Origin of the sequence: Paracoccus fistulariae, from assembly GCF_028553785.1 — a bacterium.
Lineage (GTDB): Bacteria > Pseudomonadota > Alphaproteobacteria > Rhodobacterales > Rhodobacteraceae > Paracoccus > Paracoccus fistulariae.
The window spans coordinates 646,021-661,009 of record NZ_CP067136.1; the positions used below are offsets into that span (position 1 = coordinate 646,021).

Below are 14,989 nucleotides of genomic sequence, written 5' to 3' on the forward strand. Positions count from 1 at the left end.
TCGTCCTCTCAGTCTTCGCGCGGGTCAAGCGCGTCGCGCAGTCCGTCGCCCAGAAGGTTGAAACCAAGCACCACAAGGAAGATCGCGATCCCCGGCCAAAGCGCCATCCAGGGCGCCTGAACCATGAAGCCCTTGGCGGTGTTCAGCATTGCGCCCCAGCTTGGCGCTGGCGGCTGTTGGCCCAGTCCCAGAAAGGACAGCGAGGCCTCGGCGATGATCGCGCTTGCGACGGTCAGGGTGGACTGGACCAGCACCGGCGGCAGAATATTGGGGAAAATATAGCGGCGAAGGATCACCGGGGTCGAAAGCCCTATGGCATTGGCGCTTTCCACATAATCCTCTGCAACGACATTCAGCGTCTGGCCGCGTGTCAGCCGGATGAAAACAGGGGTGGCTGCGATGCCGATAGCGATCATCGCATTGGTCAGAGACGGCCCCAGAAACGAGGCGAGCGCAATGGCGAGGATCAGGAAAGGGATCGAGAGCAACGCTTCGGTGCAGCGAGAGATCACCGCGTCGATCCAGCCGCCGAAATAACCGGCAAGCATCCCCAGGGGCACCCCGACAAGCAGCGCAATGGCCACCGAGACGACACCGGCCAGCAGCGAGGCACGCGCCCCCCAGATCATCCGCGAGAACTGGTCGCGCCCAAGTTCGTCCGTGCCAAGCCAATGCGCGGCTGAAGGCGCCTGCCGAACAGCGCCCCAATCGGTCGCGCTTGGGTCGGCAATGGGAAGGATCGATGCCGTCAGCGCCAGAAAGGCAAACAGCGCCACCAGAACCGCACCGAACATTGCGCTTCGATGAGAGCGAAGCTTGCGCCAGACACGGCTTTTGGCGCGCGGCAGGACAGGAGCGGCAATCTCGGCCATCAGCTCAGCCTCAAACGGGGGTTGAGAAGGACATTCGCTGCGTCAGCGACCAGGTTCATCAGGATGAAGCCGATGGCGGTGACAAGGACCACCGCCTGTACCACCGCATAGTCGCGGCTGAAGACCGCATCCACAACCATTTTTCCGAAGCCGGGAATGGTGAAGATCTGTTCTGTCAGGACGGCCCCTGCGATCAGTTCGCCAAACAGCAGGGCGATCAGGGTCACCACCGGGGTCAGCGCATTGCGGAAGGCGTGGCGCAGGATCACGCGGCGCTCGGCAAGGCCCTTGGCGCGGGCGGTACGCACATAATCCTGCCGCATTACCCCCAGCATGGCCGAGCGCGTATGCCGCATCAGTGAGGCGGCCAGCCCGGTGCCCAGAACGAAGGCGGGCATGAGCATGGTGCGCAGCGATTGAACAGGATCCTCGGTCAGCGGTACATAGCCAGAAGCGGGCAGAAGCTGCCACTTTACCGAGACCAGCAGGATCAGCATGATCCCAAGCCAGAAGTTCGGAATGGACAGGCCGGACAGCGCGACGACATTCGCGGCGTAATCTGTGGCCGTGCCTTTGCGCACGGCCGACAGGATCCCCGCGGGAATGCCGATCACGATGGCGAAGATCATCGACATCACGGCAAGCTGAATGGTGACGGGCAGTTTTGACAGGATCATGTCGCTGACCGGAAGCCCCGTGCGGATCGAAACGCCCAGATCACCCTGAACGACGCCCTTGGCCCAAAGCAGATATTGCATCCAGACCGGCTTGTTGAGGTTATAGAGTTCGCGCAGCCGGTCCAGAGTCTCGGGGTCGCGATCCTCTCCGGCCAGGGCCAGAACGGGATCGCCGGGCAGCATCTTTTGCAGCGTGAAGACGAAGACCGAGATCAGGATCAGCGTCGGGATCGAGATCAGCAAGCGTCGTGCCAGATATGAAAGCATGGTCCCCCCAAGGGATCGTCAGACAGGGTGCCGGGCGACGAGATGCCGCCCGGCCCGGTTCGCGGATCACTGCTTCAGTTCGATATTTTCCAGTCGGATCATGCCGTCCGAATATGCGGTGAAGCCCGCCACCTTGTCCGAGACGCCGTAAAGCCAGGCCTCGTTGTAAAGGTAGAACAGCGGCTGTTCCTCGTTCAGGATCACATTGGCCTCGTGATAAAGTGCCTTGCGCTTTTCCACATCGCTCTCGGCGCGGGCTTCGGCCAGGATCCTGTCGATCTCGGCGTTGGAATAGCCGCCATCGTTGAACCCGCCGCCGGTCGAGACAAAGCCGGTGATATTGCCGTCAGGGTCGATCCGTCCCGACCAGCCGACCTGGCTGGCCTGGAAGTCGCCCGATTTCTGATCGGTCAGCATGGTCGCGAATTCCTTCGCGCTCAGGCTGATATTGATCCCGGCCTCGGCCGCCATCGCCTGGATCATCTGAACGACCTGCTGGCTTTCCGGCCGGTTGGGAAACTGCAGCTCCAACTCAAGCGGGGTCGAGACACCTGCCTCGGCAATCAGAGCCTTTGCCTTTTCGATGTCGCGGGCCGGTACCGGGAAGGCCGGGTCGAAATAGGGGCTTGCGGTCGATACGAACTGGCTGGCCGGAGCGTTCAGCCCGGCAAAGACGACCTGGTTGATCGCCGCGCGGTCGATGCTCAGCGACAGCGCATCGCGCAGGCGGGCGTCCTTGCCGAAGGGATTATCCGCTTTGGCGCCGTTCATGATGTTGAAGGTAATGCCCTGATAGCCCAACCCTTCCGCCTTGGCAAAGACGAGGTTCCCGGCATTTTCAACGGTTTGAGCATCCGTCGCGGCCAGACGGTTGATCAGATCCAGATCGCCCGATTGCAGATTGGCCAGTCTTACGGTGCTGTCGGGGATCGGCAGATAGGTCACGCGATCAATCTTGATCGCATCGGCATTCCAATAATCGCCGAATTTCTCCAGCTCTATCTTGTCCTGAGCGACCCGGCTGACGAATTTGAATGGCCCCGAGCAGACCGGGTTCGCTGCGACGTCGCTGTCAAAACTTGACGGAGACAGCATGATCCCCGCGCGGTCTGCAAGCTGCGCCAATAGCGGTGCATCCGGGGCAGAGAGGTTCAACCGGACATGTGTCGCATCCAGCACCTCGACCGATTCCACCGAACTCAATTCGGTCTTGCGTACGCTGTCATCCAGCGTCTTCGAACGCTCGATATTGGCCTTGACGGCCGCCGCATCGAAGGGGGTGCCATCATGAAACACGACGCCCTCGCGCAGCGTCATGTCAAGCGCCTTGCCGTCCTCGCTGAAGCTCCATTCCGTGGCAAGCTGCGGGATCAGCGACAAGTCCGCGCCCACATCGATCAGCTTGTCGCACAGCGCGGTAAAGACAATGCGGCCGACAAAGGTTCGACTGCGGTCAGGATCCAGCGCATCGGGATCGCTTTCCAGCCCGATTCGCAAGGTCTGCGCCTGTGCGGCAAGAGCCGAGCTGCTCAGCAACGCGGCAAGAAGGACGGTTTGAGTGAGTTTCATCGATTGTTCCCCTGTTGGCTGTTGTTTTCGGTTTGACCCATGGCGTCGCGGTAAAGCCGGAACCTTGCCTCTGCGGCGGCACTGCGTTTGGGTGCGACTGGCATCACATCGGTTGCCTCGCCGATGTCGCGCCAACGCAGGCAGGCGACCTCGCTCATCTCGCCGGTGGGTTCCGCGGGCGGACGTGTGCGGGCGCATTCATCTCGGGCGAATTCGCAGCGGGTGCGGAAATGGCAGCCCGTTGGCGGGTCGATGGGGCTGGGCGTCTCGCCGGCTAGTCCGGCGCCGCCGCCGCCATCAGGTCCGGGAATCGCGGCCAGAAGCGCGCGAGTATAAGGATGGCGCGGGCGCTCGAAGATTGCATCTGTCGGACCCGTCTCGACGATCCGGCCAAGATACATGACAGCCACCCGGTCGCTCATCTGGCGGATCACAGCCAGATCATGCGCAATGACGATCAGGGTCAGGCCAAGACTGTCGCGCAGGTCCGACAGCAGGTTGATCACCTGTGCCTGCACCGAGACATCCAGCGCGCTGACCGGCTCATCCCCGATCAGAACCCTGGGGCCAGAGGCCAGGGCTCGCGCAATTCCGATCCGCTGGCGCTGACCACCGGAAAATTCATGCGGAAAGCGATCCATATGTTCCGGTCGCAGCCCGACCTGTGACAACAACCTTGCGACCTCTGCCCGGCGCTGGCTTGCGGTCATTTCGGGCCTGTGCGCCTCAAGCGGTTCGGCCACCAGCTTCGCGACCGTCAGGCGCGGGTTGAGCGATGAGAACGGGTCCTGGAAAATGAACTGTACATCTCGGCGCAATTGGCGCAGATCGGCGCCCGCAATATCGGAAATATCGTGCCCCTCTATGGTGATCCGGCCCGAACTCGGTGTCAGCAGCCGCATCAGAAGGCGCGCCAGTGTCGATTTTCCGCAGCCCGATTCGCCAACGATCGCGAAAGTCTCGCCCTTGTTGACCGATAGCGAGACACCATCGACGGCGTGAAGCAGCCGGGACGGTTTCAGAAATCCGCCACCCACGTCAAAGCGCTTGGAAAGGTCTGCGGCTTCGATCATGGGGCGGTTCATGCGGCGCCTTTCAGCTTGTGTTCCAGCGGGGCGAAGTGGCAGGCCGCGAAATGGCGCATTGCAAGTTCCTGCAACGGTGGCGTCTGGCGGCATTCGCTGCGCGCAAAGGGGCAACGCGTGGAGAAGCGGCACCCCTCCGGCATGGTCTCGATCGAGGGTACGATACCGGGCACCGTCGCCAGCCTTTCCCGAGGTCCGCGCAAGGGCGGGATCGAGGACATGAGGCCGATGGTATAGGGATGCTGTGGATCGGTGAAAATCGCTTCGACCGGGCCGGTTTCGACGATCCGCCCGGCATACATGACCGCCACCCGCGTCGCGACCTCGGCCACGACACCAAGATCATGTGTGATCAGGATCGTGCCCATGTGACGCTCGGTCTGGAGGCGGGCGATCAGCCGCAGGATCTGCGCCTGAATGGTCACATCCAGCGCGGTGGTCGGCTCGTCCGCGATCAGCAGCGCCGGATTGTTGACCAGCGCCATGGCAATCATCACCCGCTGCCGCATCCCGCCAGAAAGCTGATGCGGATAGTCGCGAAGCCGCCTCTCGGCTGCTGGTATTCCAACCAGACGCAGCATCTCCAGCGCCTGATCCATCCCGTCGCCCGGATTATGCTGACGCCAGGCTTCCGCGATCTGGTCGCCGATGCGATAGGCCGGGTTCAGGCTGGACATAGGTTCCTGAAAGATCATCCCGATCCGGCTGCCGCGTAGGCGTTTCAGCGAGGCAAGATCGCGCAGATCGATATCCTGGCCGTCGAACTCCATGCTGCCCCGTAATCCCGCGCTCAGCGCGGGCGCCAGAAGCCCCATGATCGAAAGCGAGGTCAGACTTTTACCGCAACCCGACTCGCCCACAACACAGAGGGTTTCCCCGCGTGACACCGAAAACGAAACGCCGTCCAACAAGGGTGCGGCATGGCCCCGGACATTCAGGGACACATCCCGCAGGCTGAGAAGGTTGTCGTTGTCGTCGGTCAGAGCTGTCACCATCTCTCGAACCAATATATGATTGGTTCAAGTTAGACGATTCTTCAAATCTGTCAACTGCGCTGAACGGTACAACCTATCCTGAGCGAAATGCCGTCCTGTTTGCCTGCGGAATGTATCGCGTAAAGCAAGACGGCGAGCTGTTTGATCTCACGGCTTGATAGTGGGATCCTTTCTCTGGGATGTGAGGATGCCCTAAGGATTCAGCGCCGTGAGGGCTGTCTGAGATTACAGTCCAGCAGGACCGCTTAGCGGCCAGGGACACGGGCGGCTGCTGCCTTTACCGTTGGAGTGAATGGTGCGGGGTTCATTCATCGCCTGTCTCTCGCGACAAATGGCCTCATGCACGGCGTTTTAGACTATGTTCACATCCTTAAAGCCTTCTACAGAAAGGATGATTGGTGCGGTGATCGCCGATATGACACAGCTGCGAATAGTGCTGCGATGTTTCAAAGTGCCTCCCGCCAATAAAAAAGAAAATCCAGGACACCGACACATAGGTCCGCGACCAGATGCGCATTACGGCTATCTTGATGAGGGCTAGGAAGCTGGCATCGTCTTTATCGTATCTTGCGGCGAAGGGCCGACGGTCTTCAGCTTGTCATCATAGAAGAAAAGCAGCTCCACCTTTCGCGACCCGTAGTCGGACTGATTTTTTCAGAGCGTATAGACCATGATCGCAAGACAAGGATTGCCAAACCCTAAAATACTTTTTCTCTTCAATTCTTTGGCGGGTGATTTTGGCTAATTATAAACTGGCGGAGGCGGTGAGATTCGAACTCACGGTGGGCTTCCACCCACGTCGGTTTTCAAGACCGGTGCATTAAACCACTCTGCCACGCCTCCGACGAGCGCGGCTTACCTGCTTGCGCAGGGCCGCGCAAGCGCCCTTAGCGACGAATTGTCACCACATTTCCCGCGCCGGTGATCTCGATGGACGACAGCCGCGCAAGCTGGATATGCGACAGCGACATTGAGACCGTGATCGTGTCCGTGACCGGGTTCGACGGCAGCCGCGCCTGCTGGCTGTCGGGCCGGGGCGGCAGGCCGACAAGGCGCAGCCGCAGCACGCCATCCGCATCCGGGCTGATCCGGCCCGGCGGTTGCGGCCGCATCGTGACCAGGTCAACGGCGGAATAGCCCTTGGTCGGCGCCACGGCCGTGACCACCAGCAGGCGGCCTTCGTTCAAAGGCTCCCATCTGGCGCCGGTGATCTGGGCGACGGAAGGGCGCTGATCGCCGGTCGAGGCATAGCCGCCCTCGGGTTCAAGGGTGCTTGGGCCCTGACTGCCACCCGATCCCCAGGAAAGCGGGTTCCAGCCGCTGTCGCTGAAGCGGCCTCCGCAACCGGCAAGCGCCAGGGTCGCGATCAGCAGGGGTGCGGTCAGTTTCGTCATGTCACCATCCCATTGGTTTTGACCAAAGTGTTAGGCCAAATCGCGGGCTGGATAAAGGCTCTTTGACCTTTGGCCGCGCAGGCTCTAACTGCAGGGGGCAGGACAGAGGGAAAGATCATGGCCACCGAAGCCTTTGAAGATATCGCCGAGACCTTCGAATTTCTGGACGATTGGGAAGACCGCTATCGTCATGTGATCGAATTGGGCAAGGCGATGCCGCCGATGGAAGAGGCGCTGAAGGTGCCCGCCACCAAGGTCGAGGGCTGTGCCAGTCAGGTCTGGATCATGCCTGCGATCAGCGATGGCCGCTTTGACTTTCACGGCGACAGCGACGCAATGATCGTGCGCGGGCTGATCGCGGTTCTGCACGCGCTTTACGCCGGGGTTCCGGTTCAGCAGATCGGCCGGATCGACGCGCCTGCCGAACTGGCCCGGCTGGGCCTGGACGAGCATCTGTCCTCGCAGCGGTCGAACGGGCTGCGGGCCATGGTCGAGCGGATCAGGCTGCTGGCCGCCGACGCAGGCTGATCCAGCCGCCGCCCAGCACCCGCGTGCTGTCGGTTTCATAAAAGACGCAGGCCTGACCGGGGCTGACGCCCTCTTCCGGGTCCAGCAATTCGACCTCGGCCCGGTTGGCAGCCGTCGGCCGCAGGATCGCCGGACGCGGCGGTCGGGTCGAGCGGATGCGCACCATGCAGGGGATCTCTCCCTCGAAGGGGGTGTCGCCCAGCCAGTTCACCTCGGTCACAGCAACGATGCGCGTCGCCAGCGCGGCTTTGGGACCGACCACCACGCGGCGGGTTTCGGGATCCAGCCGGATGACATAAAGCGGATCACCCAGACCACCGATGCCAAGCCCGCGGCGCTGGCCGATGGTGTAGTGGATCACGCCGCGATGCTGGCCCAGCACATTGCCTTGCTGATCCACGATCTCGCCCGGATCGGCCGCCCCCGGGCGCAGCTTTTCGATGACCGAGGCGTAATCGCCATTGGGCACGAAGCAGATATCCTGACTGTCAGGCTTGTCCGCGACCGACAGCCCGTATTCCGCCGCCAAAGCGCGGGTTTCGGCCTTGCTTTCCAGATGGCCCAGCGGGAAGCGCAGGAAGTTCAGCTGCTCTTGCGTGGTCGAGAACAGGAAATAGCTTTGATCGCGATTGGCGTCGGCGGCCATATGCAGCTCGGCCTGCGCGGCGCCGTCCTTGCGCTGGATGTAATGCCCCGTCGCCATGCAATCGGCATCCAGATCGCGCGCGGTTTCCAGCAGGTCGCGGAATTTCACCCGCTCATTGCAGCGGATGCAGGGCACCGGGGTCGCGCCCGCCAGATAGGCATCGGCGAATTCGTCGATCACCGCCTCGCGGAACTTGTTTTCGTAATCCAGCACGTAATGGGGAAAGCCCATGCGCTCGGCCACGCGGCGGGCATCGTGGATATCCTGACCGGCGCAGCAGGCGCCTTTTTTCGCCAGCGCCGCCCCGTGATCGTAAAGCTGCAGCGTCACGCCGATCACGTCATAGCCTTCGCTTTTCAGCTTGGCCGCCACGACCGAACTGTCGACCCCGCCTGACATCGCCACCACGACACGCGTCTGCGACGGTGCCTTGGCGAAGCCCAGGGAATTCAATTCGGTGCCGCGTGCATCTGCACGGGCAGGGGGGTGATAGGTCATGACGGGATCTCAACGAAAGGCGGATGCGTCGAAATATAGGCAAATGCTATCTATTCTCAACCCGCAAGGGCGGCAAAATCCGTGTTCGCCTAACCGCGGGTTAAATCTCGGACGCTATCTGTTGATGCAGAATATCAAGGGCAGCGTCATGTATGTGAAAAAAACCTCTTCCCCGCGAACGGTGACCCTGGCCGATGGCAGCATCCTGACCATTGCCGACTTGCCTCCTTCGACCACCCGATGGGTCGCGCGGCGGAAGGAAATCGTTATCAATGCAGTTACTTATGGGCTTATCTCGCGGGATGAGGCGCTGCGCAGATACGATCTGACGGATGAAGAATTCGATGCCTGGCTGACGGCGGTGCGGCAGCATGGGCCCCGGGCATTGAAAGTCACCAGCCTGCAGCGCTTCAGGCAACCTCAGATTGAAAACTGAAAACAATTCATTATAAGTAAGAACATATTAACCTTCTCCGGGCAGGTTAACGCTTAGGACGAGGTGAATCGGGGACAGAACCAAATATGCGAATTCTTCTGGTAGAGGATGACCCAGGCACGGCGCGCGCGATCGAGCTGATGCTGTCGGCGGCAAGTTTCAACGTCTTTCGCACCGATATGGGTGAAGAGGGCATCGATCTGGCCAAGCTGTATGACTATGATCTGATCCTGCTGGATCTGGATCTGCCTGACATGCACGGGATGGAGGTGCTGCGCCACCTGCGCATGGCCCGGGTGAATACGCCGATCCTGATCCTGACGGGATCGGACGATACGGAAAGCAAGCTGAAAGGCTTTGGCTTCGGGGCTGACGACTATATGACCAAGCCCTTCAACCGGGAAGAGCTGCAGGCCCGCATTCAGGCGATCATCCGCCGCTCGAAAGGGCATAGCCATGCGATTATCCAGACCGGTGATATCGTGGTCAATCTGGATGCACGCACGGTCGAAGTCCGGGGCGCGCCGGTCAACCTGACCGGCAAGGAATATCAGATCCTGGAATTGCTGAGTTTGCGAAAAGGCACCACGCTGACAAAAGAAATGTTCTTGAATCACCTCTATGGTGGTATGGATGAACCTGAGCTGAAGATTATCGATGTTTTCATCTGTAAACTTCGGAAAAAGCTGTCGGAAGCCCTGGGCGGCGACAGCTATATCGAAACGGTCTGGGGACGCGGCTATGTTCTGCGTGAGCCCAGCCAGAATGAGGGCAGGTTGGCTATAGGGGCCTAACCGACCTGCCTTTGCCAGGCGAGCCGGGGGTTTTCACCCTCGGTTCGTTTGCATTTCAATGGGACCGTTACGGGCGATTTTCTGGCGCTGCCCTCTGTCAAAATCAGGACCGGACGTCGTATAGATTGCCCGAAGGACAGGCAGGGAAGACGTGAATGGCGCGCAGTGACGACGAATCCGGGGCATGGCAGGAAACAGCGACCGGTGATGGTGCCGGGACCGATGCGCTGACCGAACGGCAGGCCGCCGATGAAATCGCGGATCTGTCGCTGCGGCTGTCTCAGGCCAATGAGGCTTATCACACCAATGACGCGCCTGACATTTCGGATGCCGATTACGATGCGATGAAATCGCGCCTGCAGCAGCTTGAGCAGGCGTTCCCGCAACTCGCCAGCCCGGACAGCCCGACTCGCAAAGTCGGCGGCGCGCTGGCCGAAGGTTTTGGTAAGATCGAACATGCGCAGCGGATGATGTCGCTGGCCAATGCCTTTTCGGAAGAGGATGTGACCGATTTCACCGCCCGCATCCGAAGTTTCCTTGGCTTGGCCGCCGAGGCACCGCTGAATTTCACCGCCGAGCCGAAGATCGACGGGCTGTCCCTGTCGCTGCGCTACGAATCCGGCAAGCTGATGCAGGCGGCGACACGCGGCGATGGCAGCGTGGGCGAAAACGTGACCGCCAATGCCCGCACCATAGACGATATCCCCCAGCAACTGACCGGCGACGTGCCCGAGATTCTGGAGGTTCGGGGTGAGGTCTACATGACCCATCAGGATTTCGAAGCGCTGAACGCCTCCGACAGTGGCCGGGTCTTCGCCAATCCGCGCAATGCCGCGGCGGGGTCCTTGCGCCAGTTGGACCCACGGATCACCGCCGCACGCCCGCTGCGCTTTTTTGCCTATAGCTGGGGCGAATTATCCGCGCCTCTGGCCGCGACGCAGATGCAGGCGGTCGAGCGGCTGGCCGAACTTGGCTTTCAGACCAACCCGCTGACCACGCTTTGCGATGACGCGGCGCAGATGGTCGAGGCCTGGCGCCAGATCGAACAGCAGCGCGCGACGCTGGGCTATGATATCGACGGGGTCGTCTACAAGGTGAACGATCTGTCCTATCAGGCAAGGCTGGGCTTTCGCGCGACCACCCCGCGTTGGGCGCTGGCGCATAAATTCCCGGCGGAAACCGCATGGACCCGGTTGCAGCGGATCGAGATACAGGTCGGCCGCACCGGAGCGCTGTCCCCCGTGGCGCGGCTGGAGCCGGTGACGGTCGGCGGCGTCGTCGTCTCGAACGCGACCCTGCATAACGAGGATTACATTCAGGGCCGCGACAGCCATGGTCAGCAGATCCGCGAAGGCCGCGACATCCGCGAGGGGGATTGGGTGCAGATCTATCGCGCGGGCGACGTGATCCCGAAGATCGCCGATGTCGATCTGTCCCGCCGACCCGAAACCAGCGCGCCCTATGATTTTCCAACGACCTGTCCTGAATGCGGCTCGGATGCGATCCGCGAGCCGGGCGATTCGGTGCGCCGCTGTACAGGCGGGATGATCTGTCCCGCGCAGGCCGTTGAAAAGCTGAAGCATTTCGTCGGACGCGCAGCCTTTGACATCGACGGTCTGGGCGCCCGGCAGATCGAGATGTTCTTTGCCGACAAGACCCTGCCGATCCGCGAGCCCGCCGATATCTTCACCCTGCAACAGCGCGACGCCGCCAACCTGACCAAGCTGAAGAACCGCGATGGTTTCGGCGAACGCTCGGCCCAGAAGCTGTTCGCGGCGATTGATGAGGCGCGGCAGGTCGAACTGAAACGGCTGATCTTCGCGCTTGGCATCCGCCATGTGGGCGAGGTCGCCTCGGCCACGCTGGCACGGCATTTCGGCAGTTGGCAGGCGCTGGTCGATGCCATCGATGCAGCGGCCCGCGAACCTGCCTTCACGGCAGAGGATGACAAGGCCCGCCGTGCTGTTCTGGCCGAAAGCCCGAACTGGTCGGAACTGACCGGGATTGACGGGGTCGGCGCGGTTCTGGTGCAATCGCTGATCACCACCTTCGCTCAGCCGGCCGAGCGCGAGGGCATCGACCGGCTGGTGCAGCAGCTTGATATTCAGAGCGATGACAGCCCGGCGCAGTCCGACAGCGAAATCAGCGGCAAGACGCTGGTCTTTACCGGCACGCTGGAGAAGATGTCCCGCGCCGAGGCCAAGGCCCGGGCCGAGACGATGGGCGCCAAGGTTGCGGGATCTGTCAGCGCCAAGACCGATCTGCTGATCGCCGGACCAGGGGCGGGCTCCAAGGCCAGGAAGGCGGCGGAACTGGGCATTGCCGTCATTGACGAGGATGAATGGCTGCGGATCGCGGGACAATGACGGCACCGCAGGGCCGTCCTCCGGCGCTGTTTCCGCTTTTTGCGGGGATCGACACCCTGCCGGGGATCGGCCCCAAAGGCCGCGCCGCGCTGGCCCAGATGGGGATCGAGACACCGCGCGATCTGGTGATGACCCTGCCTGCCAGCGGCGTGACGCGCCGCCGCATCGACCGCCTGACCGAGGCGCAACCGCCCGAAACCGTGACCATTTCCGTGACCGTGGGCCGGCATCATCCGCCGACCTCGCGCGGCAGGCCGTGGCGGGTGCATTGCAGCGATGGCGTGAATGATCTGACGCTGGTGTTTTTCCATCCGCGCAAGGACTGGATCGAAAAGCAATTGCCCACCGGCGCCCGGCGCGTGGTCAGCGGCAAGCTGGAACTGTTCGACGGGCTGGCGCAGATGGTGCATCCGGACCATATCCTGACCCCGGACGACCCATTGCCCGCCAGTTTCGAACCGGTCTATCCGCTGAGCGCGGGTCTGACGCAGAAGATGATGGGCAGGGCCGTCGAGGCCGCGATGGAACGCCTGCCCGTGCTGGACGAATGGATTGATCCCCAATTGCTGGTCCAAAGGGGCTGGCCGTCCTTTCACGAAGCGCTGCGCGTCGCGCATGCGCCCAAGGCCGCGAAGGATCTGTCGCCGGATAGTCCCGCGCGGGCGCGGCTGGCCTATGATGAATTTCTGGCCCATCAGATGACGCTGGCCCTCGTGCGCCGCGATCGGCGGCGCAAGCGCGGGCGGGCCAGCGTCGGCGACGGGCGGCTGCGTCAGACGATACTGGACAGCCTGCCCTGGCCCGCGACCGGGGCGCAGCAACGCGCCGTGGCCGAAATCGCGGCGGATATGGCCAGCGAACGCCGCATGAACCGGCTGTTGCAGGGCGATGTCGGCTCGGGCAAGACGCTGGTGGCGATGCTCTCGGCGCTGATCGCGGTCGAGGCGGGGGGGCAGGCGGTGCTGATGGCGCCGACCGAAATTCTGGCCCGGCAGCATGCCCGCGCGCTGGAACCGCTGGCGCGGGCGGCGAATGTGCGGCTGGCCGCATTGACGGGTCGCGACAAGGGCGAGGGACGGCAGCAGATCCTTGAGGATCTGGCAGCGGGCCGGATCGACATTCTGGTCGGCACCCATGCGGTGTTTCAGAAGGACGTGCAGTTTCACGACCTTCGGCTGGCGATTATCGACGAACAGCACCGCTTTGGCGTGGCGCAGCGGCTGGAACTGTCGGCCAAGGGTCAGATCCCGCCCGATATGCTGATCATGACCGCCACGCCGATACCGCGATCGCTGGCGCTGACGCAATATGGCGATCTGGACCTGTCGGTGCTGGATGAAAAGCCGCCGGGACGCCAGCCGATCACGACAGTGATGATCAGCGATCAGCGGCTGGATGAGGTGACCGCCCGACTGCGCAAGGTGATCGAACAGGGCGCGCGCGCCTATTGGGTCTGTCCGCTGGTCGAGGAAAGCGAGGTCAGCGACCTGACCGCCGCCGAGGCCCGGTTTCAGGCCCTGCGCGCGCAATTCGGCGAACGGGTGCGGCTGGTTCACGGCCAGATGGCCGCCGATGCGCGCGATGCGGCCATGGCTGATTTCGCGCAGGGCCGGGCGCAGATCCTTGTCGCGACAACGGTGATCGAGGTCGGCGTGGACGTGCCCGAGGCCACGATCATGGTGATCGAGCGCGCCGAAAGTTTCGGGCTGGCGCAGCTGCACCAGCTGCGCGGGCGCGTGGGCCGGGGGCAGGGCGCCTCGACCTGCGTTCTGATGTATCACGCGCCGCTGGGCGAGACGGGGGCGAAACGGCTGACCACATTGCGCGACACCGAGGATGGTTTTCGGATCGCCGAGGTGGATATGGAGATGCGCGGCGCGGGCGATGTGATCGGCACGGCGCAATCGGGTCTGCCGCGTTTTCGAATCGGCGATCTGGAACATCAGGCCGGGCTGATGGCGACCGCCCGGCAGGACGCGCGCGCGCTGCTGGAAAGCGACCCGGATCTTGCTGGTCCACGCGGCCGCGCGCTGCGGTCGCTGATGTGGTTTATGAAGCAAGATCAAGCCATTAGGCTGATATCTGTCGGCTGACGGAACGGGGCAGCATAAATGTTCTCAAAAAGTTCTTTACTTATGGTTAGGAAAGTGAGAACAAAGTAGCAACAGACAGGAGTTGCCATGATGTCCCGTGAATTTATCGCTGATCTGCTGGGTGTTACCGCTTTGGCCCTTACCACGGGGATCGTGCTGTGGCTGCCCGCCATTCTGCAAGCCTGATTGCCTTCGATTGTCTCTCTGCCCCGCGTTGCTTTCTGACGGCGCCACGCCTGTGCGCCGATCTTGTCCCCTGCACGCGCAACTTGACCGGCCCCTTTGCGGGCCGGTTTTTTCATGCGCTGCCGTTGGCCTGATCCAGCGCCTCCAGCGTGGCATCCCATGCCAGCAGGATCGAGGCATGCCGGTTCGGATAGTCGCGCGCGGGCATCAGGCTTTCCAGTTCGGCAAAGGGGGCGGCAGGGGGATCGCCCGCCTGCTTCAACATTGCGTGCAGCCTGTCGCGGGTTTCCGCGATCTCGTTCCGGCTGCGCCCGATCACCGCACTGCCCAGGACCGAGGCCGAGGCCTGCCCAAGCGCGCAGGCCCGGATTTCTTGCGCGAAATCGGTGATGCGCCCGTCCCTCTGCGTCAGGAACACCGTCACCGAGGAACCGCATTGGGGCGAGCGGCGCATCGCCGTTCCGTCAAACACCTCTAACCGGCCCTGATGGGGGATGGTGGTCGTCAGCGCCAGAATTCGGCGCGAATAAAGCTGCATCATATCGCTGTCTGACATCGGCCTTTTCCCCGTCACCGCTTCCCC

General features: G+C 62.2%; 13 protein-coding genes and 1 tRNA gene. 5 read left to right on the forward strand and 9 right to left on the reverse strand.

What is annotated here, in order from left to right; translation table 11 throughout:
• Window positions 1-8: 8 nt before the first annotated feature.
• The 7 genes from JHX87_RS03260 to JHX87_RS03290 form a co-directional block, all read right to left on the reverse strand.
• Window positions 9-872 carry an ABC transporter permease gene (locus tag JHX87_RS03260; RefSeq protein WP_271882308.1) on the reverse strand — a complete coding sequence of 288 codons (864 nt, stop codon included), beginning with the start codon at window positions 870-872 and terminating at the stop codon, window positions 9-11.
• Entirely contained in the window at window positions 872-1,816 is a 945-nt protein-coding gene (locus JHX87_RS03265; RefSeq protein ID WP_271882310.1) for an ABC transporter permease, read from the reverse strand. The genes JHX87_RS03260 and JHX87_RS03265 overlap by 1 nt, the downstream gene beginning before the upstream one ends.
• Before the next feature lie 66 nt (window positions 1,817-1,882).
• Window positions 1,883-3,385 carry an ABC transporter substrate-binding protein gene (locus JHX87_RS03270; RefSeq protein WP_271882312.1) on the reverse strand — a complete coding sequence of 501 codons (1,503 nt, stop codon included), beginning with the start codon at window positions 3,383-3,385 and terminating at the stop codon, window positions 1,883-1,885.
• On the reverse strand, window positions 3,382-4,458 hold the full coding sequence (locus tag JHX87_RS03275; RefSeq protein WP_271882313.1) for an ABC transporter ATP-binding protein: 1,077 nt from the start codon (window positions 4,456-4,458) through the stop codon (window positions 3,382-3,384). Before JHX87_RS03275 ends, JHX87_RS03270 begins: the two co-directional genes overlap by 4 nt.
• A gap of 8 nt (window positions 4,459-4,466) precedes the next feature.
• Window positions 4,467-5,465, reverse strand: a complete 999-nt coding sequence (locus tag JHX87_RS03280) for an ABC transporter ATP-binding protein (protein ID WP_271882315.1) — start codon at window positions 5,463-5,465, stop codon at window positions 4,467-4,469.
• Between the two features lie 753 nt (window positions 5,466-6,218).
• Window positions 6,219-6,308, reverse strand: a tRNA-Ser gene (locus tag JHX87_RS03285).
• Between the two features lie 44 nt (window positions 6,309-6,352).
• Window positions 6,353-6,859, reverse strand: coding sequence for a hypothetical protein (locus JHX87_RS03290; RefSeq protein WP_271882317.1), 507 nt, complete (start codon window positions 6,857-6,859; stop codon window positions 6,353-6,355).
• Window positions 6,860-6,976: 117 nt separating this feature from the next.
• On the opposite strand from JHX87_RS03290, the gene JHX87_RS03295 reads away from it, so the two are divergent.
• The gene (locus JHX87_RS03295) at window positions 6,977-7,387 is read left to right on the forward strand and encodes a SufE family protein (protein ID WP_271882318.1); all 411 of its coding nucleotides are present in this window, start codon (window positions 6,977-6,979) and stop codon (window positions 7,385-7,387) included.
• Here JHX87_RS03295 and mnmA read toward each other — a convergent pair.
• The gene (mnmA, locus tag JHX87_RS03300) at window positions 7,359-8,531 is read right to left on the reverse strand and encodes a tRNA 2-thiouridine(34) synthase MnmA (protein WP_271882319.1); all 1,173 of its coding nucleotides are present in this window, start codon (window positions 8,529-8,531) and stop codon (window positions 7,359-7,361) included. The two genes, JHX87_RS03295 and mnmA, sit on opposite strands and share 29 nt — an antisense overlap.
• Here mnmA and sciP point away from each other — a divergent pair.
• The 4 genes from sciP (at window position 8,530) to recG (ending at window position 14,220) form a co-directional block, all read left to right on the forward strand.
• The gene (gene sciP, locus JHX87_RS03305; RefSeq protein ID WP_334220867.1) at window positions 8,530-8,967 is read left to right on the forward strand and encodes a CtrA inhibitor SciP; all 438 of its coding nucleotides are present in this window, start codon (window positions 8,530-8,532) and stop codon (window positions 8,965-8,967) included. The genes mnmA and sciP overlap by 2 nt on opposite strands.
• Before the next feature lie 86 nt (window positions 8,968-9,053).
• Entirely contained in the window at window positions 9,054-9,761 is a 708-nt protein-coding gene (gene ctrA, locus JHX87_RS03310) for a response regulator transcription factor CtrA (protein ID WP_271882321.1), read from the forward strand.
• A 155-nt stretch (window positions 9,762-9,916) separates the two neighbouring features.
• Window positions 9,917-12,127 (forward strand): NAD-dependent DNA ligase LigA, encoded by a 2,211-nt coding sequence (ligA, locus tag JHX87_RS03315; RefSeq protein WP_271882322.1) that lies wholly within the window; start codon window positions 9,917-9,919, stop codon window positions 12,125-12,127.
• Window positions 12,103-14,220: an ATP-dependent DNA helicase RecG gene (recG, locus tag JHX87_RS03320; RefSeq protein WP_271882324.1), complete on the forward strand. Its 2,118-nt coding sequence runs from the start codon at window positions 12,103-12,105 to the stop codon at window positions 14,218-14,220. Before ligA ends, recG begins: the two co-directional genes overlap by 25 nt.
• Window positions 14,221-14,518: 298 nt before the next feature.
• Here the strand turns inward: recG and JHX87_RS03325 are convergent, their stop codons facing one another.
• Window positions 14,519-14,962, reverse strand: a complete 444-nt coding sequence (locus JHX87_RS03325; RefSeq protein ID WP_271882326.1) for an iron-sulfur cluster assembly scaffold protein — start codon at window positions 14,960-14,962, stop codon at window positions 14,519-14,521.
• Window positions 14,963-14,989 lie beyond the last annotated feature (27 nt).